Raw genomic sequence first — 21,783 nt, 5'->3', positions numbered from 1 at the left:
GCCCTTGGCCAGGCGATACCGCTGATCGGCGTTGTCCGCGGCGTCGCCCACCGCCCGCTCGATCGCGCTCGACCCCTTGGTCGGCGTGGTGAGTGCACTCATCGGCGATCCTCCTCCCCGGATCGTCACACCGCCCCATCACCGCCGCAACGAGAACCAGGTCTGCGGCCGACGGTGCATCGAAGTTGAATCGCGCTGCGGGCCCGGCCGCCGTCGGTCATGATGGGGAAATGGGGCGCTGGACGGCCGGGAAGCGGCTGCGACAGGTGATGGTGTTCGTGCACGTCGCGGTGTCCGTCGGCTGGCTGGGGGCGGGCGCGGCGAACGTCGTGCTCGCGATGACCGCCGGGTACACCGGCGAGCCCGGTGTCCGCGAGGTCGCCTACCGGATGATCGAGCGCATCGACGACTTCGTGGTCATCCCGGCGGCGTTTCTGACGCTGGTCGGCGGGATCGTGCTGGGTGTGGTGACGAAGTGGGGTCTGACCCGGTTCTGGTGGGTGCTGGTGAAGCTGGTGCTGACCGTCGCCGTGATCGGCTACAGCACGTTCGGGCTCGGGGTGTGGGTCGAGCAGAGCATCGCCGCGGCCGCCGCGGGTGCCGAAAGCCCGGTGGCGGGCCCGCTCGCCTACGGCGCGGCGCTCAACATCGTCGCCTTCCTGGCCATGACCTGGCTTTCGGTCGCCAAGCCCTGGGGCCGCACCCCGTGGTCACGGCCGGCGGTGGCGGCGCGCCGGCCGCGCCTGTCCAAGGTCTGAATCTGCATCGCATCTGCATCGCGGTTGACGTGCGACGGCCCGGTGCGCGACCTACGCTCCCAGTGTCCGGATCCCAGCTGCGTCGCGGAGGTGAACGCGTGGCCCTCGAGTTCTCCACGGTGGTGGCCGCCCCGCTCGACGAGGTGTTCGCGTGGCACGGGCTACCCGGGGCGATCGTGCGGCTGACGCCGCCGTGGCAGCCCGTCAAGGTCGGTGCCGAAGCCACGTCCCTGCGCGACGGCCGGGCGCGGCTGAACCTGCCCGGCGGCCTTCGCTGGGACGCGGCCCACGACCCGGCCGGCTACCGGCCGCCGCACCAGTTCGTCGACCGGCTGGACACGCCGGTGCTGTCGAACCTGCTGTCCTGGCGGCACACCCACCGCTTCGCCGCAGACGGTCCCGATCGGACGGTCGTCACCGACCTCGTCGAAACCCCGGTGCCCGAAGCGCTGCTCCGGTCCATGTTCGCCTACCGCCACCGCCAGCTCGCCGCCGATCTCGCCGCCCAGCACCGGTACTGGCACGAGCCGCTGACCGTGGCCGTCACCGGCGCGAGCGGGCTGGTCGGGTCCGCGTTGACGGCGCTGCTGACCACCGGCGGCCACCGGGTGATCCGGCTGGTGCGCCGGCCCGCGCGCACCGGCGACGAGCGGACGTGGGACCCGGCCGCGCCGGCCGCCGGGCTGCTGGCCGGCGTCGACGCCGTCGTCCACCTGGCCGGCACCTCCGTCGCCGGGCGGTTCGACGAGGCGCACCTGAAGGCCGTCCGGGACAGCCGGATCGGCCCGACCCGGGCTCTGGCTGCCCTGGCGGCCCGCACCCCGGACGGCCCCGGCGTGTTCGTCTCGGCCTCGGCCGTCGGCTACTACGGCCCCGACCGCGGCGACGACGTCCTCACCGAAGACAGCAAACCGGGGGAAGGCGCCCTCGCCGACATCGTCACCGAGTGGGAGGCGGCCACCCAACCCGCCGAGGCGGCCGGGATCCGGGTGGTGCAGGTCCGCACGGGCCTCGCGCTGAGCCCGCGCGGCGGCCTGCTGCGGCTGCAGTACCCGCTGTTCGCGGCCGGGCTGGGCGGGCCGCTCGGCGCAGGCCGGCAGTGGACGCCGTGGATCGGCCTCGACGACCTGACCGACATCTACCTGCGCGCCCTGACCGATCGCGGCCTCGACGGGCCGGTCAACGCCGTCAGCCCCGAGCCGGTGCGCAACACCGAGTACACCCGGGTCCTGGCGCGGGTCCTCAAGCGCCCGGCCCTGCTGAAGGTGCCGCGCTTCGGGCCGCGCCTGCTGCTCGGCCGGGATGGCGCCCGTGAGCTGGCTTTCGCCGATCAGCGCGTGCAACCCGAACGCCTGCTCGCGGCCGGACACGTCTTCCGGCACACGCGGCTCGGCGACGCGCTGGCGCACCTGCTCGGAACGGCCGCCCGCACCGCGAACGGGGGAGAACCGGTATGACCACCGTGCACCGTTCCGCCCCGGCGCCGGTCGCGCTGGCCGGCTTCCTGGCCGCGGTGGCCGTCGTCGCCGTGGTCGGCGGCCTGGCCGCGTCGTCTTCACGCGCGGTGTACGCCGGGCTCGAGCAGCCGCCCTGGGCGCCGCCGTCCTGGCTGTTCGGTCCGGTGTGGACGGTGCTGTACCTCCTGATCGCCGTGTCCGGCTGGCTGTACTGGCGTGCGGGCGGGACCCGCGCGGGCTTCGCCTGGTACGCGGCCGGTCTGGTGCTCAACGCGGCGTGGACACCGTTGTTCTTCGCCGCCGGCGCCTACCCGCTCGCGCTGGCCGAGATCGTGCTCCTCGACGTCGCGATCGCCGGCGCGCTCGCGCTGTTCCGGCGCCGCTCGCGCGTGGCCGCCGCGCTGCAGGTCCCTTATCTGGCTTGGACCCTGTTCGCGACGGCGCTCAACGCCGCGATCGTCGTGCTGAACTGAACCGCAGCAGGACCTTGCTCGACCGCTCCGGACGGCTCGCGACGGCCAAGGCCTCCTCCGCGGCGTCCACTGTGTACTCCGCGGAGACGATCGGGGCGAACAACGCCGGGTGCGCCGCGATCGTGGCCAGGGTCGCCGTCATGCCGCCCGCGAACCGGCTGGAGCCGGAGAACGTCAGCTCGCGGGGGACCGTGAGGTGCCACGGTCCGGCGACGCCGGTACCGGGCAGCTGGCCCACCTGGACCAGGGTGCCGCCGGGGAGCAGGGCGCCCAGTGCTGTCGCCACCGCCGCGGGGGCTCCGGACGACTCGAACGCGACGTCCACCTGAGGCAGGGGTTCGCCGGCGGTCAGGGTGCCGGTCGCTCCGACCTGCCGGGCCGCCTCCAGTGGCTGGGGGTGCAGGTCGGTGACCGTCACCTCCGCCGCGCCATCGAGGTGCGCCAGCGCCACCACCAGCAGGCCGATCGGGCCCGCGCCGGTCACCAGGACGCGGCGGCCGCGCACGCCGCCGGCCAGCGCGGTCATGCGGGTCAGCGCGTGGCGGGCCACCGACGCCGGTTCGGCCAGCGCGGCCGTGCGCAGCGGTAGCCCCGCCGGCACCGGGACGAGCCGGTGGCCGGGCACCAGCAGGCGTTCGGCGAAGCCGCCGTGGGTGTGCGGGCGGCGGGCCGCGCTGCCCAGGTAGCGCAGGTGCGGGCACAGGTTGTCCCGGCCCTCGCGGCAGCGGTCGCACTGCCCGCAGGTCTGCGCCGGGTGGACGGCGACGGGCGTCCCGGCGGGCGGGCCCGAGCCGTCGGCGGCCGCCGCGCGGACCGTGCCGACGACCTCGTGGCCCAGCACCATCGGGTCGGCGAGCACCGACTCGCCGACCTCACCCCGTTGCCAGTAGTGGACGTCGGAGCCGCAGACGCCGCCGTACGCGACGTCGACCACCGCGTCGCCCGCGCCGGGGGAGAGGTCCGGGAAGTCCTGGACGGACAAGCGCCCCGCGCCGAGCACGGTCACGGCCCGGCCCATCGGGATGACGGTCACTCAGATCACCGCCGTCAGGCCGCCGTCGACGTAAACCACTTGGCCGTTCACGAAGTCCGACGCGGCCGACGCGAGCCACACGGCCGGGCCGGTGACGTCCTCCGGGCGTCCCCACCGGCCGGCGGGCGTGCGCCGGGTGATCCACGCCGAGAACTCCGGGTCCGCCACCAGGGACGCGTTGAGCTCGGTGTCGAGGTAGCCCGGCGCCAGGCCGTTGACCTGGATCCCGTGGCCCGCCCACTCCGCGCACATCGACCGGGTCAGCCCGGCGAGCCCGGTCTTGGCCGCGGCGTACGGCGCCGTCGTCGGCCGGACCAGGTGGGTCTGCACCGAGCAGATGTTGACGATCTTGCCGCTGCCGCGCGCGATCATCCCGCGCGCCAGGGTCCGGCCGACGACGAACGCGCTCGTGAGGTCGACGTCCACGACCCGGCGCCAGTCCTCGACCGGCATTTCGGTGAGCGGGCCGCGGACCTGGATCCCGGCGTTGTTCACCAGGACGTCCGGGCAGCCGTGCTCGGCCACGAGCCGCTCGAGCGCGGCCTCGGCCGCGTCGCTGTCGGAGACGTCGAAGGCGCAGGTGAGCACACCGTCGCCCAGCTCGGCCGCGGCGGCTTCCAGCTGTGCGGCGTCGGGACTGTTGAGCACCACCCGCGCGCCGGCGGCGAGGTAGGCCTCGGCGATGGCCCGGCCGATGCCGCGCCGCGAACCGGTCACCAGCGCCAGGCGGCCGGTCAGGTCGAAGGACGTCACGTCAGTTCCCCTCGTCGGACGAGCCGAGGACCTCGGCCCGGGCTTCGCGCACGAGCGCGCGGGACGCCGCTTCGGCCGCGGCCTGGTCGCCGGCGGCCACCGCGTCGACGAGCTCGCGGTGCCGGTCGAGCGAGGCGGCCGTCTCGTCGTTGAACGAGCGGTGGCCGGCGTACCGGGCGCGCAGGGTGGCCAGCACGGTCTGCACGAGCTGGCTGAGCACGTCGTTGCGCGCGCCGCGCAGCAGGGCTTCGTGGAACGCGGTGTCCGCGGTGGCGAAGTCGTGCGGTTTGCCGTCCTCGAACGCCGCCGTCATCCCGGCCAGCGCTTCACGCAGGGTCCGCGCGGTCTCGTCGTCCCGCCCGGCCGCGGCGCTGCGGGCGGCCATCGGTTCGAGGGCCTCGCGCAGGGTGAGCAGCTCGCCGAGCTGGCGCCGGGAGTCGGGCCCGGCCGCGCGCCAGGTGATCACGCGCGGGTCGAGCAGGTTCCACGCCGCGACGGGCAGCACGGTGGTGCCGACGCGGTGGCGCGGCTGGACCATCCCGAGCCCGGTGAGCGTGCGCAGGACCTCCCGCACCACCGAGCGCGACACCCCGTGGTCCTGCTCGATCCGTTCCGTGGACAGCACCGAGCCGGGGGCGAGCTCGCCCGTGGCGATGCGGCTGCCGATCGCGTCGACCACCCGTGCGTGCAGGCCGCCCGGGCCGCTCAGCGGGTTCACTTTGCCTCCCATTTGAGTATGATAAATCATACTCTAGCGAAGGAGCGGGTATGCGGGTGACCGACGTCGAGACTTTCCTCGTCGCGCCGCGGTGGATGTTCGTCAAGGTCTCGACGGACGCCGGGATCCACGGCTGGGGCGAGGGCGGGCTCGAAGGATCGGCCGACGTCACCGCGGCGGCGGTCGCGGCCCTGGCCGAGCAGGTCGTCGGCGAGGACCCCCGCCGCATCGAAGACCTCTGGCAACGGCTCACCAGGGGCGGGTTCTACCGCGGCGGCCCGGAACGCTCGTCGGCGGTCGCGGCGCTCGACCAGGCGCTGTGGGACATCGCCGGCCGGCGGCTGGGCGTGCCGGTGTACGAGCTGCTCGGCGGTCCCGTGCGCGAGCGCGTCCGGGTGTACGGCTGGATCGGCGGCGACTCGCCGACCGACGTCGCCGCCGCGGCCACCGCGCAGCGCGAGGCCGGGATGACGGCGGTGAAGATGAACGCCACCGCGCGGTTCCCGCCGATCCCGAGCGCGCGCGACGTCGCGGAAGCGGTCGACCGGGCGCGGCAGGTGCGGGAGGCGCTCGGCCCGGACCGCGACTTCGCCGTCGACTTCCACGGGCGGGTGAGCGCGGCCGCCGCGCCGCGCCTGATCGAGGCGCTGGAACCGTTCGACCCGTTGTTCATCGAGGAACCCGTGGTCCCGGAACACAACCACACGAACCTGCGTCGGCTCGTCGAGTGCACCAGCCGCCCGATCGCCACCGGCGAACGGCTCTTCTCCCGCGGCGACTTCCTCCCCGTGCTGGAGGCCGGTGTCCGGGTGGTGCAGCCCGACCTCGCCCACGCCGGCGGGATCTCCGAGGTGCGCCGGATCGCCGCCCTCGCCGAGACGTTCGGCGCGGTCCTCGCGCCGCACTGCCCGCTCGGCCCGCTGGCACTGGCCGCGTGCCTGCAGGTCGACTTCGCCACCCCCAACTTCCTGATCCAGGAACAGTCCCTGGGCATCCACTACAACCGCACCGCCGAGCTGCTCGACTACGTCGTCGACCGGGAGGTCTTCACCTTCACCGGCGGGTACGTCGAACGCCCGCCCGGCCCCGGCCTCGGCGTGGAGATCGACGAGGACGCCGTCCGGAAGGCCCACGAGCACGGGATGCGCTGGCGCACGCCGGTGTGGACGCACCCGGACGGCTCGTTCGCGGAATGGTGATGTGCAGAGGGCGCAACAACGACCCTGATCCGCCCCGGAAATCTTGACAGGAAAGGGGGTCCGGCGCAGTCTTCCGCGCTAGACGTGCTCACTGCGCACACGGGTGTGCAAATCGCGCAACAAAGGAGTTCGCCATGACCGTCAGCCGCGTCCTCATCACCACGACCGCCCTCGCCGCCGCGACGGCGCTCACCCTTTCCGGCTGCACGTCGGCGGCCGACGACGCGAAACAGCAGTCCGGCCAGGCCGCCGCGAAACTGACCGGCACGACCGAGTTCAACGACGCGAAGCTGGCCGAGCTCGCCGGGAAGATCAAGCAGGCCGTCCAGGCCAAGGGCGCCGGCGGCGTGCGCGTCGCCATGGTGATCAACAGCCCGTCGGCGTACTGGACCGAAGGCCGCACCGGCATGGAGAACGCGGCCAAAGAGCTTGGTGTGCAAGCGAACTTCCAGGCTCCGGCGGGTGGCGACCTGAGTGCGCAGCTGTCCATCCTGGACACCTTGCGCTCGGACAAGGTCGACGGCTACACCGTCTCGGCCGTCGACCCCAAGGCCGTCGTCGGGTCGGTCGGCGCCGCCCAGAAGGCCGGAATCGGCGTGGTCGCGATCGATTCGCCGCTTTCCGGAACGCCGGATCCGGTCACCTACCTCGGCACCCCGAACACCGACGCCGGGCAAAAAGCCGGCGAATCGATGAAAACGCTGCTCGGCGGTTCCGGAAAGGTCGCCATCCTCACCGGTTCGCTGACCGCCGCGAACGCTACCCAGCGCATCGCCGGATTCAAGAAAGCGATCGAAGGAAGCGGCATCCAGGTCGTCGACACGCTCAACGACGATTCCGACCCGTCGAAAGCGCTGTCGAACGCGCAAACCGTGCTGCAGGCGAATCCGGACCTCGCCGGTATCTACACCGTGTGGTCCTACGACGGCCCCGCGGCCGGGCAGGCGGTCAAGGCGGCGGGCAAGGCCGGCGCGGTGAAGGTCGTCGCCGACGACGCCGAGCCGAAGACCGTGGAGTTCGTGCGCGACGGCGTCGTCCAGGCGATGGTGCTGCAGCGGCCCTACCAGCAGGGCTACCTCGGGGTGTACCTGCTGACCGCGCTGAAGGTGCTCGGCAAGGACGCGACGGACCAGCTGCTGCGGCCGTACCTGGCCGAGAAGGACGGCGTCAGCACGCTCAGCTCGGGCATCGGCCTGGTCACCGGCGACAACCTGCAGACCTACCTGGACGACCTCAAGAAGCTGGGCGTCACCCAGTGACCGCCGCCCACGTCGAGGCGGCCGGGCTGCGCAAGCGGTACGGCACCGTCGAGGTGCTCAACGTCGACCGGCTGGCCTTGCGCGGCGGCGAGGTCGTCGCCGTGCTCGGCGAGAACGGCGCCGGCAAGTCGACGCTGATCCGCGTGCTGACCGGCGCCACCGCCGCCGACGAAGGCCGGGTCACCATCGGCGGCACGCCGTTGCGCAACGGCGACCCGGCGCACGCCCAGGACCTCGGCGTGGCCACCGTGTCGCAGGAGTTCCCGCTCGTGCCCGAGCTGTCCGCGGCGGAGAACCTCATGCTGGGCCGGCGCGCCGGCACCGGGCGCGTCGTGTTCGACCGCCGCGGGACCGAACGTGCCGCCCGCGCGATGCTCGCCCGCATCAACGCCGACATCCCGGTACGGCGTCCGGTCGTGCGGCTGTCGGTCGCGCAACGCCAGCTCGTGGAGATCGCGAAGGCGCTGGGCCGGGACCCGTCGGTGCTGGTGCTCGACGAGCCGACCTCGGCGCTCGGCCCGGTCGAGGCGCGCCGCGTGCTGCAGTGCGCGCGGGACCTGGCCGCGCAGGGCAAGGTCGTGCTCTTCATCGGCCACCGGCTCGACGAGGTGCGCGAGATCGCCGACCGCGTCCTCGTGCTGCGCAACGGGCGCCTGGTCGCGGACCTGACCCCGGAGCAGGCCACGCACGAGGCGATGATCCGCGCGATGGCCGGCGACGAGGCCGAGGTGCTGGTCGAAGGCGACCCGCCGCCGCCGGGCGACGAGCCGGTGCTGACCGTGCGGGCGCTGGAAGCCGCCGGCATCGGGCCCGTCGACTTCGAGGTGCGCCGCGGCGAGATCCTCGGCGTCGCCGGGCTGATGGGTTCCGGGCGCAGCCGCCTCGTGCACGCGTTGATGGGCGCGACACCGGTCACCGCGGGTTCGATGCGCCTCGACGGCCGCCCGTACGCGCCGAAGCACCCCGCCGACGCCGTCCGCGCGGGCGTCGGCCTGGTCCCCGAAGACCGCAAGCACCAAGGACTCCTGCTCGACGCCCCGGTCCGCTGGAACATCTCCCTCGCTTCGCTGCCGCGGCTGGCGAAGCACGGCTTCTACCTCGGCCCGCGCGCGGAAAAGGCGTTCACCGACGAGGTGCGGCGCTCGGTGCGGGTCCGCTGCGCCACCCAGGAGCAGCCGATCGGCACGCTCTCGGGCGGCAACCAGCAGCGCGCGATCTTCGGCCGCTGGTTCGCCACCCGCCCGCGGCTGCTGCTGCTCGACGAGCCCACCCGCGGGGTCGACGTCGGCGCGAAGGCCGAGATCTACCACCTCGTCGAGTCCTTCGCCGCGCAGGGCATGGCCGTCGTCATCGCCTCCTCCGAGCTGGAGGAGCTGATGCGGCTGACGCACCGGACCGTCGTGCTCGCCGGCGGCCGGCTCGCCGCGACCGTCCCGCGTCCGGCCTACAGCAAGCAGGCCCTGATGACCGCCGCCAACGACGTCCCGGAAGGAGCGGCCCCGTGACCGCCACCCAGACCGAACCGGCCCCGCCGGACACCGTGCCCGAGCGGGGCGGCCCCTTGTTCCTGCGCGGCAAGGAGGTCGGCGTCGTCGGCGCCGTCGTGGTGGTGTTCGCCGTGTTCGCGCTCGGCAACGCCAACTTCGCCGGCCTGTCGAACCTGCAGACCATGGGCGTCGACCTCGCTCAGTACGGCCTGCTCGCGCTCGGCGTCAGCTTCGTCATCATCACCGGCGGCATCGACCTGTCGGTCGGCTCGGTGGTCGCGCTCTCGGGAGTGTGGTCGGCGTGGCTGAACGTCCACGCCGGACTGCCCGACGTCGTCGCCATCGCGGTCACCCTGGTGACCGGCGCGGCGATCGGGCTGGTGCACGGCTTTTCGGTGACCATCCTCGGCGTACCACCGTTCGTGACTACGCTGGTCACGCTCGTCGCGGCCCGCGGCGCGGCGCTCGCGCTCACCCAGGGCTTCCCGATCGACGGCGTCGGCGCGACCTTCACCAGCATCGCGCAGTACCGGATCGCCGCGATCCCGGTGCCGGCGCTGCTGTTCGCCGGTGCGTGCGTGCTCGCGTGGTTCTTCCTCGAACGCACCCACGTCGGCCGGCAGCTCTACGCGGTCGGCGGCAACGCCGAAGCGTCCCGCCTGGCCGGGATCCGGACGCGGCGGCGGGTCGTGCTCGCCTACGTCGTCAGCAGCGTGCTCGCCTCGGCGGTCGGCGTCCTGGTGACCGCGCGGCTCACCGTCGGCCAGCCGAGCGTCGCCACGGGCTGGGAGCTCAACGCGATCGCGGCCGCGGTCATCGGCGGGATCAGCCTGAGCGGGGGAGTGGGCCGGGTGATCGGCGTCGCGTTCGGCGCGGTGCTGCTCGTCTGCATCAACAGCGGCCTGGTCATCCTGCACGTTTCGCCGTACTACCAGCAGATCGTGCTCGGCGCGGTGCTCGCCGTCGCCGTGGTCACCGACCGGTTGCGTGCCCGCCGGTCCGAGCGGAACCAGAGCTGAGGAGCCACCATGAAACGCCCCCTCGTCGCCGCGCTGGCCCTGGCCTTGGCCGCGACCGTCCCCACCGCCGTCCGCGCCGAAGCCGCGGACGCCACGTTCACCATCGTCGAGGTGCAGAGCGGGAACGCACTGGGCCTGACGCGCACCGGGACCGACCCGGTCGTCACCGTCGATCCCTACGCCGGGAACCGCAACCAGCTCTGGCGGCTGGTCGACCTCGGTGACGGCTATTCCGAGATCGTCAACGACGGCAACGGAAAGGCTTTGTCGACAGTGGACGGTCACGCCGACAATGGAGCCGTCGTGCACCTGTGGGACTACCTCGGCAGTTATCCCGACCAGCACTGGCGGGTCGCCGACGCGGGCGGCGGCGCGGTCACCATCGCCAACCAGGGCACCGGAAACCGGCTGCTGTCCACGAAGGACGGACAGACGGCGGCCGGCACCGAAACCCAGCTGTGGAGCCAGGTCGGCGGCCGCGCCGGGCAGACGTGGAAGCTCGTCCCGGCCACGGTCCAGCGCTCGGTGACCGTGCACACCGACGTCGTGAGCCAGGCACCGCGAACCGACGTCGCGACCGGCCTGGAAGACGTCAACCACGAGATCTACGGCGGCATCTACAGCCAGCTGCTGTTCGGTGAGGCGTTCCAGGAGCCCGAGCACGACGCCGGGGTGAGCGGGATGTGGCGGCCGATCGCGTCCGGGGGAGCGCAGGGCACGTACGCGCTCGACACGACCACGCCGTTCAAGGGCCACCAGGACCAGCGGATCACGTTCGTCTCCGGACGTGGCAGCGTCGGGGTCGAGAACCGCGGCCTCAACCGGCAGGGCATCGGGGTCGTGGGCGGCAAGCCGTACGAAGGCCAGATCACCCTGCGGACCACGCAGCCGGTGAGCCTCACCCTGCAGAACGCGGACGGCAGCCGGACCTACGCCCGGACGTCGGTGCGGCCGCAGGGCAGCGGCTGGCGCACCTACTCCTTCTCCTTCACTCCGTCGGCGACCGACGCGCACGCGCGCTTCGCCGTCGACCTCACCGCGCCCGGCAGCGCCGACGTCGGGTACGCGTTCCTGCAGCCCGGCGCGTGGGGCCGGTTCCAGGGGATGCCCGTCCGCAAGGACGTCGCCGACGCGATGGTACGGCAGGGACTGCGCGCGATCCGCTTCGGCGGCTGCGCCAACAGCGGTTGCGGCGACGTCTCGGACTACAAGTGGAAGACGATGATCGGCGACCCGGTCACGCGGCCGGTCACCCGGGGCTTCTGGTACCCGTACGAGTCCAATGGCTGGGGCATCTTCGACTTCCTGCGCCTCGGCGAGGCGATGGGCATCGACGCCGTCCCGTCGCTGAACATCGACGAGACCCCGCAGGACATCGCCGACCTGATGCAGTACCTCTACGGACCCGCCTCTTCGACCTGGGGCGCGAAACGCGTCGCCGACGGCCACCCCGCGCCGTACACCGCGCACCGGCTCGAACTCGGCAACGAGAACGCCGTGGACGAGACGTACTGGACGAAGTTCAAGGCCCTGGCCGACGTCATCTGGTCCTACGACCCGTCGATCAAGCTGGTCGTCGGCGATTTCACCTACCGCGACGTGATCACCGACCCGTTCCACTTCACCGGCGGCGGCAAGGTGAACACCCTCGCCGCGCACCAGAAGATCCTCGATCTGTCCACAGAGTACGGTGCCCAGGTCCAGTTCGACATCCACCTGTGGACCCAGGACGCCGCCGGCGTGCCGGCCCAGATCCGCGCCCTCGACAGCTACGCCGACCAGCTGGGCCGGATCAGCCCGGGTGCCGACTACAAGGTGGTCGTCTTCGAGCTGAACGCCGACAGCCACGACCTCGCCCGCGCGATCGGCAACGCCTACGCGATCAACGCCCTGCAACGCCGTCCGAAGGTCGACGTCGTCTCCTCGGCCAACGCGCTGCAGGTGGACGGCCAGAACGACAACGGCTGGGACCAGGGCCTGGTGTTCTTCAACCAAAGTCAGGTGTGGGGCCAGCCGCCGTACTACGTCCACCGGATGAAGGCGGCGTCGTGGCAGCCCGGCGTGCTGCGCACCGACGTCACCGGCGGCGACGAGCTGTTCGACGTCACCGCGCTGACGAGCGGCACCAAGCTGTCGGTCGACGTCGTCAACGCCTCCGACGCCCCGCTGACCTACACCCTTCGGCTCGACGGGACCCGGGGCAAGGCGGCGGTGAGTGTCCTGGAAGGACGGCCGAACGGCGTGAACACCGCCGGAAACCCGCAGAACGTCGTCCCGGAGGAGTCCACTGTGGATTTGTCGACCGGCTCGCTGACGCGCACGTTCCCCGCCCACTCGTACACGTCGTTCCGGATCGGCTGATGCGCACCTACCAGGCCGAGGTCGCGCTGGACGAGCGCGCCGGCCACGCGGAGGGCCCGCTCTGGGACGACGTCCGAGGCGAGCTGCTGTGGGTGGACCTCGACGCGGGGCTCGTCCGCCGCGCGACGTGGGACGCTCCCCGGCTTTCCGTGGTGGAGACGTACGCGCTCGGCGAGGCGGTCGGCGCGGTGGTGCCGTGCGCCGACCCGGCCGACGGCTGGGTCGTGGCGAGCGAGTTCGGCTTCGCCCGGCTGGGCACCGACGGCTCGCTGCGGAAACTCGCCGAGCCCGAACGCGGCCGCCACGCCCGGATGAACGACGGCGCGGCCGACCCGCGCGGCCGGTTCTGGGCGGGCAGCATGGCCCGCGACCGCGCGCCGGGCGCGGCTTCGCTGTACCGCCTGGACGGCACGTCGGCCGTCCGGGTTCTCGCGGACGTGACGATCTCGAACGGCCTCGCCTGGCGGAACCCGGACGAGTTCTACTACATCGACACGCCCACGCAGCGCGTCGACCTGGTGCACGCCGACGGCCGGCGTGCACCGGCGTTCGCCATCGACCCGGCGCTGGGCGCACCGGACGGCATGACCATCGACGCCGAGGGCGCGCTGTGGGTGGCGCTGTGGAACGGCTCGGCCGTCGTCCGCTTCAGCCCGCGCGGCGAGCTGCTGGCCCGCGTCGACGTCCCAGCGACCCAGGTGAGCAGCTGCTGTTTCGGCGGCCCGGACCTGACCACGTTGTTCGTCACGACGTCCCAGGAAGGTTTCACGCCGGAGCAGTCCGCTGCGGAGCCGCACGCGGGGAAGCTCTTTGCCGTGGAGACCGGGGTTGCCGGGTTGCGGGCGGACCGGTATCGGCCCGGGGGAGGGATCGTGTCGTGAGTCAGGTGTCTGGGGAAGGTTTCGTGTCTGGGCGGTCCGCTGCGGAGTCGCACGCGGGGAGGCTCTTCGGCGTGGAGTCCGGGGTTGTCGGTGGATCGGTGTCGGTCCGGGGGGAGGGATCGTCGCGTGAGTCTGGTGTCTGGGGAAGGCTTCGTGTCTGGGCGGTCCGCTGCGGAGCCGAACGCGGGGAAGCTTTCGCTGTGGAGTCCGGGGTTGCTGGGTTGCGGGCGGATCGGTGTCGGTCCGTGGGAAGGGACCGTGTCGTGAGTCAGGTGCCTGAGGAAGGTTTCACGCCCGAGCAGTCCGCCGCGGAGCCGCACGCGGGGAGGCTTTTCGCTGTGGGGTCCGGGGTTGCCGGGTTGCGGGCGGATCGGTGTCGGTCCGGGGGAGGGATCGTGTCGTGAGTCTGGTGTCTGGGGAAGGTTTCGTGTCTGGGCGGTCCGCTGCGGAGTCGCACGCGGGGAAGCTCTTCGGCGTGGAGTCCGGGGTTGCCGGGTTGTCGGTGGATCGGTATCGGCCAGGGGAAGGGATCGTCGCGTGAGTCAGGTGCCTGAGGAAGGTTTCACGCCCGAGCAGTCCGCCGCGGAGCCGTACGCGGGGAAGCGCTTCACCGTCGACACCGACGTCACCGGTCGGCCCGCGGGCCGGTACCGGCCGGAAGGGGAACGCCCGTGACCCAGGTGGCTCTGGCCGGCTGCGGGGCGATGGGCGAGATCGTCGCCCGCACCGTTTACCCGGCCCTCGGCGGGCTCGCCGCCGCGATCGACCCCGACCCGGCGCGCGCTGCCGCCGTCGCCGAGCTGACCGGCGCGCGGCCGTTCACCTCGCTGGCCGACGCACGGCGGGAAGCCGGGATCGACGCCGTCGACGTCCGCGTGCCCCACCACCTGCACGCGGACGTGGTCCTGGAGGCACTCGAGTCCGGGTGTCACGTCCTCGTCGAAAAGCCTTTCGCCACAACGCTTTCCGACGCTCGCGCCATGGTTGAGGCGGCCGCAACAGCCGGGCTCGTCTTGGCCGTCGCCGAGAACTACCCGCACCTGCGGGCGGTGCTCGACGCCCGGACCGCCTTGGCCGCGGGCCGGATCGGCGCAGTCGTCGCGCTGCGCTCCACCCGCGCGTACCAGGTCGGCGGGGTGTGGGTGCGCGACGGCTGGCGCCACGGCGGCGGCCCGTCCGGCGGCATCCTGCTCGACCAGGGCACCCACCAGGTGAGCCTGCTGCGGCGCCTCGGCGGGCCGGTCGCGGCGGTCGCCGCCGCCGGTGACACCGACACCGTCGCCCTCACGCTGCGGATGGCGAGCGGCGTCACCGCCCAGTCCGTGCTCACCTGGTCCGCGCCGGGACCGGCCGCCCAGGCCGAAGCCACGGTGCTCGGCACCGGCGGCCGGCTCGACGTCGTCGTCGACTACGAGGCCGACGAGGGCGGCTGCCACGTCTGGACCCCGGCCGGGAGCGAGCGCACGGGCAAGGAGAACTACTACGACAGCCACCGCCTGATGGTCGAGGACTGGCTCGCCGCGATCCGCACCGGCGCCGAGCCCGTGGTGCCCGGCCGGGAAGGCCTCGCCGACCTCGCCGTGGTGCTCGCCGCCGCGGAGTCCCTGGAGCGTGGCGGCGGTTTCGTGGAGGTCCCGTGACGCGCCCGGACGTCGTGTGCCTCGGCGAGAGCATGGCCCAGCTGCTGCCCGCCGACGGGGCACCGGTGCGCCACGCGACGCGGTTCGCCCTCACCACCGCGGGCGCCGAGTCCAACGTGGCCCGGGCGCTCGTCCAGCTCGGCAGCACCGCGTCCTGGGTGAGCCTGGTCGGCGACGACGCCCTGGGCGCCCGGCTGCTCGACGACGTCGCCGCGGCCGGCGTCGACGTCTCGCTGACCCGGCGCGGCCCCGGACGCACCGGCTTCTTCGTCAAGGACCCGCACCCGCGCGGCTCCACGGTGACGTACTACCGCGACGGCTCGGCGGCCTCCCGGCTCGGCCGCGCCGACGTCGACCGGGCGCTGGCCGCGCGACCGCGGCACCTGCACCTGTCCGGGGTCACGCCCGCGCTGTCGGCCTCGTGCCGCGACGCGGTCGGGTACGCCCTCGACCGCGACGTCACCACCAGCTTCGACGTCAACCACCGTCCCGCGCTGTGGCCGGACCTCGCCGAGGCCGCGACTGTCCTCAGTGGACTGGCGCGCCGCGCGGACGTCGTGTTCACCGGGCTCGACGAAGCGGCGGCGCTGTGGGGCACCACCACGCCCGAGCAGGTGCGCGAGCTGCTGCCCGAACCGGCCGTCGTCGTGGTCAAGAACGGCGGGACCGACGCGACGAGCTTCGGCCCGGACGGCGTGGCCGTCGAGCCCGCCCTGCCCGTCGACGTCGTCGAGCCGGTCGGCGCGGGCGACGCCTTCGCCGCCGGCTGGCTGCACGGCATGCTGACCGGCCTGCCGCACCCGGCCCGGCTGCGGCTCGGGCACCTGCTGGCCCGGGCCGCGCTGACGTCGCTGTCCGACCACTTCCCCCTCCCGCGCCCGCCCGCCGACCTTGTCCGGGCCGCCGTCGCGCCGACCCCAGGGAGCTGAGATGTCCCAGTCCGTCGACCGGGCCGCCGTCATCCTCGACGCCTGCGCCCGCGGGCCGCGCCGGCTCGCCGAGCTCGCGCAGGAACTCGACGTGCACCGCTCCACCGTGCTGCGGTTGCTGCAGACGATGGAACGGCACCGGCTGGTGCGCCGGCTCGACGACCTCACCTGGGCCATCGGGTTCGGCCTGATCGGGATGGCGCTGGAGTGCCTCGACGCGATGGACCTGCGCACCGCCGCCCGCCCCCGGCTGGAGCGGCTCGCCCGCGAGGTCGGCCACACGATCCACCTGGCCGAGCTCACCGGCACCGACATCGTCTACGTCGACAAGGTCGAAGGCCACGGCGCCGTCCGGATGGCCTCGCGGATCGGCGCGCCGGTCCCGGTGCACACCGCCGGCGTCGCAAAGGCCATCCTGGCCGGCTTGGCACCGGACCGGCGTGACGCGATCCTGGCGACCACGGCCTTCGAGAAGTTCACCGCCTCGACGATCACCGGCCCCGGCGACTTCGCGGCCGAGCTGGCCCGGGTGCGCAAACAGGGCTACGCCGTCGACGACGGCGAATACGAAAGCTTCCTGGCCTGCATCGCGGTGCCGGTGCGCGACCACACCGGTGCCGTCCACGCCGGGGTGTCGATCACGGCGTTGTGCGCGATCGAGCCGCTCGAGCGCCTCCGACGGCACCTGCCGCTGCTGTGGGAGCTGGCTTCGGAGATCTCGCAGAACCTCGGCTGGGACGGCACTTCGGGGGTGCGCCGCCATGCCGGCTGACGACTTCTTCGCCCGCCACTTCACCGCGGTGCCGGTCATGGTGATCCTGCGCGGCCACGATCCCGCCACCACCGTGCGGCTCTGCCGCGACGCCCGCGGGCTGGGCGTCGAGCTGATCGAAGTCCCGTGGCACGGCGAGGAATCCGCGCCGTCGCTGGCGGCCGCCGTCGAGTGGGCGCGCGACGAGCCGGGCGCGTGCGTCGGCGCGGGAACGGTCACCACGCTCGACGCGCTCGACGCCGTGTGGCGGCTGGGCGCCGGGTTCACCGTCGCGCCGGGCTTCGACGCGCGCGTGGCTCAGGCGAGTGTCGGGTACGGCCTGCCGCACCTGCCCGGCGTCGCGACCGGCACCGAGGTGGGCGCCGCGCTCGCCGCCGGGTTCCGGTGGCAGAAAGCGTTTCCCGCGAGCGTGCTGACACCCACCTGGATCACCGCACTGCGGGCACCGTTCCCCGGCGTGCGGTTCGTCGCGACCGGCGGGGTCGACGCCGGCAACGCGGCGGCGTTCCTCGGCGCGGGGGCCCGCGCCGTCTCCTTCGGCAGTTCCTTCACCGCGGCGGCCGTCCGCTCGATCGTGGCTCACGAGAACGGAGAACACTGATGTCCCAGCACTCTCGTCGTGTCTTCCTCGGCGCCGGTGCGGCCCTGGCCGCGGCGCCGCTGCTTCCGGGCGTGGCCGCGGCCGCACCGGCATCCCGCCCCCGGGCCGGAGCCGAGCTCCTGCGCGACACGTTCGGCCCGATCAGCGGCTGGGAGCGCCGCGGGACGGTGCTGACCCGGACGTTGTCGTGGGAGACCTCGCTGCTGCAGGACCCGTGCCTGGTCTACGACCAGGGCGGCGGCCCGCGGTTCAAGATGTGGTACGGCTCGCTGTACTACGTCGGGTACGCCACCAGCGAGGACGGCGTCACCTGGACCAAGACGCCGGACCCGGTGCTCAGCCGCAGCCTCGACACCGACCACAACAACCTCAACCAGCCGAGCGTGGTCCACCTCGACGGCACCTGGCACATGACCTACTTCGGCATCGACGCCGCGGGCAAGGGCCGCGTCCACTACGCGACCGCGAGCGCGCCGGCCGGGCCGTGGACCAAGCACGGCGTCATCCTCGAATCGACGATGCCGTGGGAAGACGACTACATCTACAACTCGGCGCTCTACTACGATGCGGCCGAGCGTACGTGGAAGATCTGGTACACCGCCGGGAAGATCGCGTCGGCGGGCGGGGAGCCGGAGTACATCTGCTACGCCACCGCGAAGAACCCGGCCGGGCCGTGGACGAAGTACGCGGGCAACCCGATCCTGCGCCCGATGCGCGACGGCGGCTGGGCGTCCCTCGGCATCGGCGGCCCGAACCTCCGCCGCACCCCCGACGGCGGCTACGAGATGCGGGTCGTCGGCTGGCAGGCCGACTACCCGTCCCGCGGCGGGAGGCTGCTCTCGCGCGACGGGATCCACTGGGAGCTGTCACGGGCGAACCTGGAGCTGGACCTCGGGGTGGCCGGCGGTCCCGAGGACGCGATGGTGTACCGCCAGTTCGTCGTCACCCACAACGGCGCCGACCACGTCTTCTTCAACGCCAAGAACAACCGTCCCGGCTGGAACGAGACGATCGAGCTGGCCGTCTGGCGCGCCGGGCTGCAGATCGCCGACCCGGCGAAGTGGACGATGACGCAGGGCACGGAGATCCCGAACGGCGCGTCGTTCGAAGTGAGCGGTGGCCGCGTGACTACGCTGGGCAACGCGGTGGCGACCCAGACGTTGCAGGGCAACGTGCCGATCCGCACGCTGGACTACGACCTGGCCGCCGAGGTGACGCCGCACAGCACCGCGCTGAACGACCGCGACGCGGTGCTGATGACGAGGTTCACCACCCGCGACAGCTACTACTACGCGGGAATCGCTTCGTGGGGCCAGAAGTACGCGATCGGCGTCGTGGACGGCGGCGCCAACACGAAGCTGGCGGGCACCGGCACGGCGGCGGACATCAATCCGGAGGAGACGCACGCGCTGAGGTTCGCGGTCCAGGGCTCGAAGCTGACCCTGTACGACGGCGGCCGCGAGGTGCTGTCGGTCGTGGACCCGACTCTGATCCCGCCGGAGAGCTTCGTCGGCCTGCAGAGTTCGACGGCGACGGGAAGGACGTCGTTCGGGAACGTGTCCGTGCACGTGCTGTGAGTCCAGCGCTCAGGCGGAAAACCTCTCCAGTTCCTCCGCGGGAAAGTAGTTCTGGGTGACCGCGTCGACGCGCACCAGGTACTTGTCGCGCTTGTCGTCGAAGTGGACGACCGTGCCGACGTTGCCCGTCATCGTCTTGCCGGTGATCCGGACGGTGTCGCCCACCTCGAACGCAGCCATGGCGATCACGGTACCGGGCCGAGCGGCCATGTCCCATCGCTCGGTTCGGTGACGCGCAGAAGACCGTGCCGCAGAGGGGCGATCAGCTGACCGTCCCCGGCGAACACGACGGCCTCGGGTGGCGCGGCCGAACGTACGCCGTGACCGGCCGGCCGCCGTCGTAGCCGAGCGTCTCGGTGACAAGAGGGGACACCCGCCGAGCCTAGGCGCAGCGGACGGTGGTGTCCCGCATCGCCGTGGTGAGGTCGTCGCGGGCGCGGGCGACCCGGGAGCGGATCGTGCCCACCGGGCAGCCGCACGCTGCGGCGGCGTCCACATAGGACAGTCCGAGGGTCTGGGTGAGGACGAAGGCGTCCCGCCGGTCCGGTTCGAGCGCGGCGACGAGGTGGTCGAGCACGACCCGGTCCTCGAAGGCCGACGGCGCGGCGCCGTCCGCGACCGCCTGCCAGTCCTCCAGCGCCGCCTGGCGCGGACGGGCCCGCAGGCCGCGGATGTGGTCGGCCACGACCCGCCGGGCGATGGTGAACAGCCAGGTCCGGGCCGACGAATCGGCCCGGAACCGGCCGAGGCCGCCCAGCGCGCGCAGGTAGGTCTCCTGGGTCAGGTCGTCGGCGGTCTGGGTGTCGCTCAGACCGGCGATGAACCGCCAGACGTGCGGCTGGGTGGCCCGCAGGAACCGGTCGAGGGCCGGGCGGTCGCCGCGGCCGGCGAGCTGGGCCCAGTGCGTGATTTCGGCGTCTTCGGCGGAACGTGACCTCACACCGCGAACACGTCGGGCACGCCGGAACGGTTCACGCCTTGTGGTGCACCTCCTGCAGGCCGTACACCGGCGTCGGGATGCCCTCGTACCGCGCCTTCAGCTGCAACGCCAGGTAGAGCGAGTAGTGCCGCGACTGGTGCAGGTTCCCGCCGTGGAACCACAGCCCCTCCTGCCGGGTGGGCTTCCACATGTTGCGCTGCTCGCCCTCCCACGGCCCCGGGTCCTTGGTCGTCGCCGAGCCCAGGCCCCAGCACTTGCCGACGCGGTCCGCGGTCTCCTGGCCGACCAGGTCGGCGACCCACCCGTTCATCGAGCCGTAGCCGGTGGCGTAGACGACCAGATCGGCCGCCAGCTCCGTGCCGTCCTCCAGCACGACCGCGTCGCGCGTCAGGTGGTCGACCTGGCCGTGGGCCAGCTTGATCTTCCCGTCGGCGACCAGCTCGGCCGCGCCGACGTCGATGTAGTAGCCGGAGCCGCGCCGCAGGTACTTCATGAACAGGCCCGACCCGTCGTCACCCCAGTCGTGCCGGAAACCGGCCTTCTCGAGGCGCTCGTAGAAGTCCTGGTCGCGCTCGCGGATCGCGTCGTACACCGGGGTCTGGAACTGCGCCATGATCCGGTAGGGGATCGACGCGAAGATCATGTCCGCCTTGTCGGTGGTGACGCCCGCGGCGACCGCGCGTTCCGAGTACAGGTCGCCCAGGCCCAGGTCCATCAGCGAATCCGACTTCACGATGTGCGTCGAGGAGCGCTGGATCATGGTGACGTCGGCGCCGTGCTCCCACAGCGCCGCGCAGATGTCGTGCGCGGAGTTGTTGGACCCGACGACGACCGCCTTCTTGCCGGCGTAGGCGTCCGGGCCGGGGTGCTGCGACGAGTGGTGCTGCTCGCCGGCGAACTCGTCCATCCCGGGGAACGCCGGGAGGTTCGGCTTGCCGGACATCCCGGTCGCGAACACGACGTGCCGCGGCCTCAGGACCAGTTCTTCGCCGTCGCGGACGACGGTCACCAGCCACTGCTGGGCTTCCTCGTCCCACTTCGCCGACTTCACCTCGGTGCTCGTCCAGTACGGCACCTCCATCAGCTGCGTGTACATCTCCAGCCAGTCGGCGATCTTGTCCTTCGGCGCGAACACCGGCCAGTTCTCCGGGAACGGCAGGTAGGGGAGGTGGTCGTACCAGACCGGGTCGTGCAGGCAGAGGTTCTTGTAGCGCTTGCGCCACGAGTCGCCCGCCCGCGCGTTGCGCTCCAGGACCAGCGCCGGGACGTCGAGCTGGCGCAGCCGCGCGCCCAGCGCGATCCCGCCCTGCCCGCCGCCGATGACCACGACGTACGGCTGCTGCTCGTAGCCGAGGCGGGCCTGTTCCTCGGCGCGCTTCTCGGCCCAGGACGTCCGGCCGCGGACGACGCCGTGTTCGACGCCCTTCGCGCGCCGGTCGCGCTGCCGCTCTTCGAAGCCCTTGAGCTCGCGCAGGCTGGTCAGGAGCGTCCACGCGCCCTCGTCCTTCAGCCGCAGGTGACCCTTGGCGCGGCCGGTCGCGGTTTCGAACTCGAGCCACGCCTCGGTGACGCCGCCGGCCTCGGTCGGCGGCTCGGTCGTGCGGAACCCGGACGGGTCGATCTCCTCGAGGGTGGCTTCGAGGAGGCCGGTCACGCCGTCACGGCCCTCGACCGTCTTGATCGTCCAGGTGAAGGCGACCAGGTCGCGCCAGAAGCTGTCGACGGCGAAGAGCGCGGCGGCGGCTTCGACGTCGCGCGCCGCGAGGGCCGTCTCGAACCGGTTGAGCCAGGCGTCGACCCGGGCCTGCGGGGTGTCCGTCGCGGCCGTCCGATCCACCGTCTGTGTCATGAGCACTCCCAAGCGTCGGCTGTTACCCCGATCACACGCCCGGGTGAACCGTGGCGGCAAGGGTTGCACCGTGTTGC

Annotated in this window: 21 protein-coding genes; 15 read left to right on the top strand and 6 right to left on the bottom strand. The window is 72.6% G+C overall.

Annotation, left to right across the window (positions count from 1 at the left end; all coding sequences use genetic code 11):
- The first annotated feature begins 230 nt into the window (after positions 1-230).
- From ACGFMK_RS40730 to ACGFMK_RS40720, 3 genes are all read left to right on the top strand, one after another.
- Complete coding sequence (locus tag ACGFMK_RS40730; protein ID WP_392774803.1) at positions 231-758, top strand: DUF2269 family protein; 528 nt, start codon at positions 231-233, stop codon at positions 756-758.
- A 98-nt stretch (positions 759-856) separates the two neighbouring features.
- Positions 857-2,215: a TIGR01777 family oxidoreductase gene (locus ACGFMK_RS40725; RefSeq protein ID WP_392774801.1), complete on the top strand. Its 1,359-nt coding sequence runs from the start codon at positions 857-859 to the stop codon at positions 2,213-2,215.
- Positions 2,212-2,688, top strand: coding sequence for a TspO/MBR family protein (locus tag ACGFMK_RS40720; RefSeq protein ID WP_392774799.1), 477 nt, complete (start codon positions 2,212-2,214; stop codon positions 2,686-2,688). Before ACGFMK_RS40725 ends, ACGFMK_RS40720 begins: the two co-directional genes overlap by 4 nt.
- Here the strand turns inward: ACGFMK_RS40720 and ACGFMK_RS40715 are convergent.
- The 3 genes from ACGFMK_RS40715 to ACGFMK_RS40705 are packed head-to-tail and all read right to left on the bottom strand — an operon-like array spanning position 2,660 to position 5,204.
- Positions 2,660-3,721, bottom strand: coding sequence for an alcohol dehydrogenase catalytic domain-containing protein (locus ACGFMK_RS40715; protein WP_392774797.1), 1,062 nt, complete (start codon positions 3,719-3,721; stop codon positions 2,660-2,662). The genes ACGFMK_RS40720 and ACGFMK_RS40715 overlap by 29 nt on opposite strands.
- Positions 3,722-4,474, bottom strand: a complete 753-nt coding sequence (locus ACGFMK_RS40710) for an SDR family oxidoreductase (protein WP_392774795.1) — start codon at positions 4,472-4,474, stop codon at positions 3,722-3,724.
- 1 nt (position 4,475) lies between these two features.
- The gene (locus tag ACGFMK_RS40705) at positions 4,476-5,204 is read right to left on the bottom strand and encodes a FadR/GntR family transcriptional regulator (RefSeq protein WP_392774793.1); all 729 of its coding nucleotides are present in this window, start codon (positions 5,202-5,204) and stop codon (positions 4,476-4,478) included.
- Positions 5,205-5,242: 38 nt separating this feature from the next.
- Here ACGFMK_RS40705 and dgoD point away from each other — a divergent pair, with 38 nt between their 5' ends.
- From dgoD to ACGFMK_RS40645, 12 genes are all read left to right on the top strand, one after another.
- A complete protein-coding gene (dgoD, locus tag ACGFMK_RS40700; protein WP_392774791.1) occupies positions 5,243-6,391 on the top strand; it encodes a galactonate dehydratase in 1,149 nt (382 codons plus the stop codon).
- Positions 6,392-6,525: 134 nt separating this feature from the next.
- A complete protein-coding gene (locus ACGFMK_RS40695) occupies positions 6,526-7,650 on the top strand; it encodes a substrate-binding domain-containing protein (RefSeq protein WP_392774789.1) in 1,125 nt (374 codons plus the stop codon).
- Entirely contained in the window at positions 7,647-9,155 is a 1,509-nt protein-coding gene (locus ACGFMK_RS40690) for a sugar ABC transporter ATP-binding protein (protein ID WP_392774787.1), read from the top strand. The genes ACGFMK_RS40695 and ACGFMK_RS40690 overlap by 4 nt, the downstream gene beginning before the upstream one ends.
- Positions 9,152-10,156, top strand: coding sequence for an ABC transporter permease (locus tag ACGFMK_RS40685; RefSeq protein WP_392774785.1), 1,005 nt, complete (start codon positions 9,152-9,154; stop codon positions 10,154-10,156). Before ACGFMK_RS40690 ends, ACGFMK_RS40685 begins: the two co-directional genes overlap by 4 nt.
- Before the next feature lie 9 nt (positions 10,157-10,165).
- Complete coding sequence (locus tag ACGFMK_RS40680) at positions 10,166-12,517, top strand: RICIN domain-containing protein (protein WP_392774783.1); 2,352 nt, start codon at positions 10,166-10,168, stop codon at positions 12,515-12,517.
- Positions 12,517-13,398 carry an SMP-30/gluconolactonase/LRE family protein gene (locus ACGFMK_RS40675; protein ID WP_392774781.1) on the top strand — a complete coding sequence of 294 codons (882 nt, stop codon included), beginning with the start codon at positions 12,517-12,519 and terminating at the stop codon, positions 13,396-13,398. Before ACGFMK_RS40680 ends, ACGFMK_RS40675 begins: the two co-directional genes overlap by 1 nt.
- Positions 13,399-13,935: 537 nt before the next feature.
- Entirely contained in the window at positions 13,936-14,073 is a 138-nt protein-coding gene (locus ACGFMK_RS40670) for a hypothetical protein (protein ID WP_392774780.1), read from the top strand.
- Positions 14,070-15,038, top strand: coding sequence for a Gfo/Idh/MocA family protein (locus tag ACGFMK_RS40665; protein WP_392774778.1), 969 nt, complete (start codon positions 14,070-14,072; stop codon positions 15,036-15,038). Before ACGFMK_RS40670 ends, ACGFMK_RS40665 begins: the two co-directional genes overlap by 4 nt.
- Positions 15,035-15,967: a sugar kinase gene (locus ACGFMK_RS40660; RefSeq protein ID WP_392774777.1), complete on the top strand. Its 933-nt coding sequence runs from the start codon at positions 15,035-15,037 to the stop codon at positions 15,965-15,967. The genes ACGFMK_RS40665 and ACGFMK_RS40660 overlap by 4 nt, the downstream gene beginning before the upstream one ends.
- Before the next feature lies 1 nt (position 15,968).
- The gene (locus ACGFMK_RS40655) at positions 15,969-16,739 is read left to right on the top strand and encodes an IclR family transcriptional regulator (RefSeq protein ID WP_392774775.1); all 771 of its coding nucleotides are present in this window, start codon (positions 15,969-15,971) and stop codon (positions 16,737-16,739) included.
- A complete protein-coding gene (locus ACGFMK_RS40650) occupies positions 16,729-17,340 on the top strand; it encodes a bifunctional 4-hydroxy-2-oxoglutarate aldolase/2-dehydro-3-deoxy-phosphogluconate aldolase (RefSeq protein WP_392774773.1) in 612 nt (203 codons plus the stop codon). The genes ACGFMK_RS40655 and ACGFMK_RS40650 overlap by 11 nt, the downstream gene beginning before the upstream one ends.
- The gene (locus ACGFMK_RS40645) at positions 17,340-18,917 is read left to right on the top strand and encodes a hypothetical protein (RefSeq protein ID WP_392774771.1); all 1,578 of its coding nucleotides are present in this window, start codon (positions 17,340-17,342) and stop codon (positions 18,915-18,917) included. Before ACGFMK_RS40650 ends, ACGFMK_RS40645 begins: the two co-directional genes overlap by 1 nt.
- Positions 18,918-18,926: 9 nt before the next feature.
- On the opposite strand, the gene ACGFMK_RS40640 is transcribed toward ACGFMK_RS40645, so the two are convergent.
- The 3 genes from ACGFMK_RS40640 to ACGFMK_RS40630 form a co-directional block, all read right to left on the bottom strand.
- Positions 18,927-19,097, bottom strand: a complete 171-nt coding sequence (locus tag ACGFMK_RS40640) for a hypothetical protein (protein ID WP_392774770.1) — start codon at positions 19,095-19,097, stop codon at positions 18,927-18,929.
- Between the two features lie 202 nt (positions 19,098-19,299).
- Positions 19,300-19,857 (bottom strand): sigma-70 family RNA polymerase sigma factor, encoded by a 558-nt coding sequence (locus tag ACGFMK_RS40635; RefSeq protein WP_392774768.1) that lies wholly within the window; start codon positions 19,855-19,857, stop codon positions 19,300-19,302.
- 31 nt (positions 19,858-19,888) lie between these two features.
- Positions 19,889-21,706, bottom strand: coding sequence for a flavin-containing monooxygenase (locus tag ACGFMK_RS40630; RefSeq protein ID WP_392774767.1), 1,818 nt, complete (start codon positions 21,704-21,706; stop codon positions 19,889-19,891).
- Positions 21,707-21,783: the final 77 nt, after the last annotated feature.

Source organism: Amycolatopsis sp. NPDC049252, assembly GCF_043197175.1.
Taxonomy (GTDB): Bacteria; Actinomycetota; Actinomycetes; order Mycobacteriales; family Pseudonocardiaceae; genus Amycolatopsis.
The sequence above is the reverse complement of the archived record's forward strand: the minus strand, read 5'-3'. Positions and strand labels throughout refer to the sequence as shown.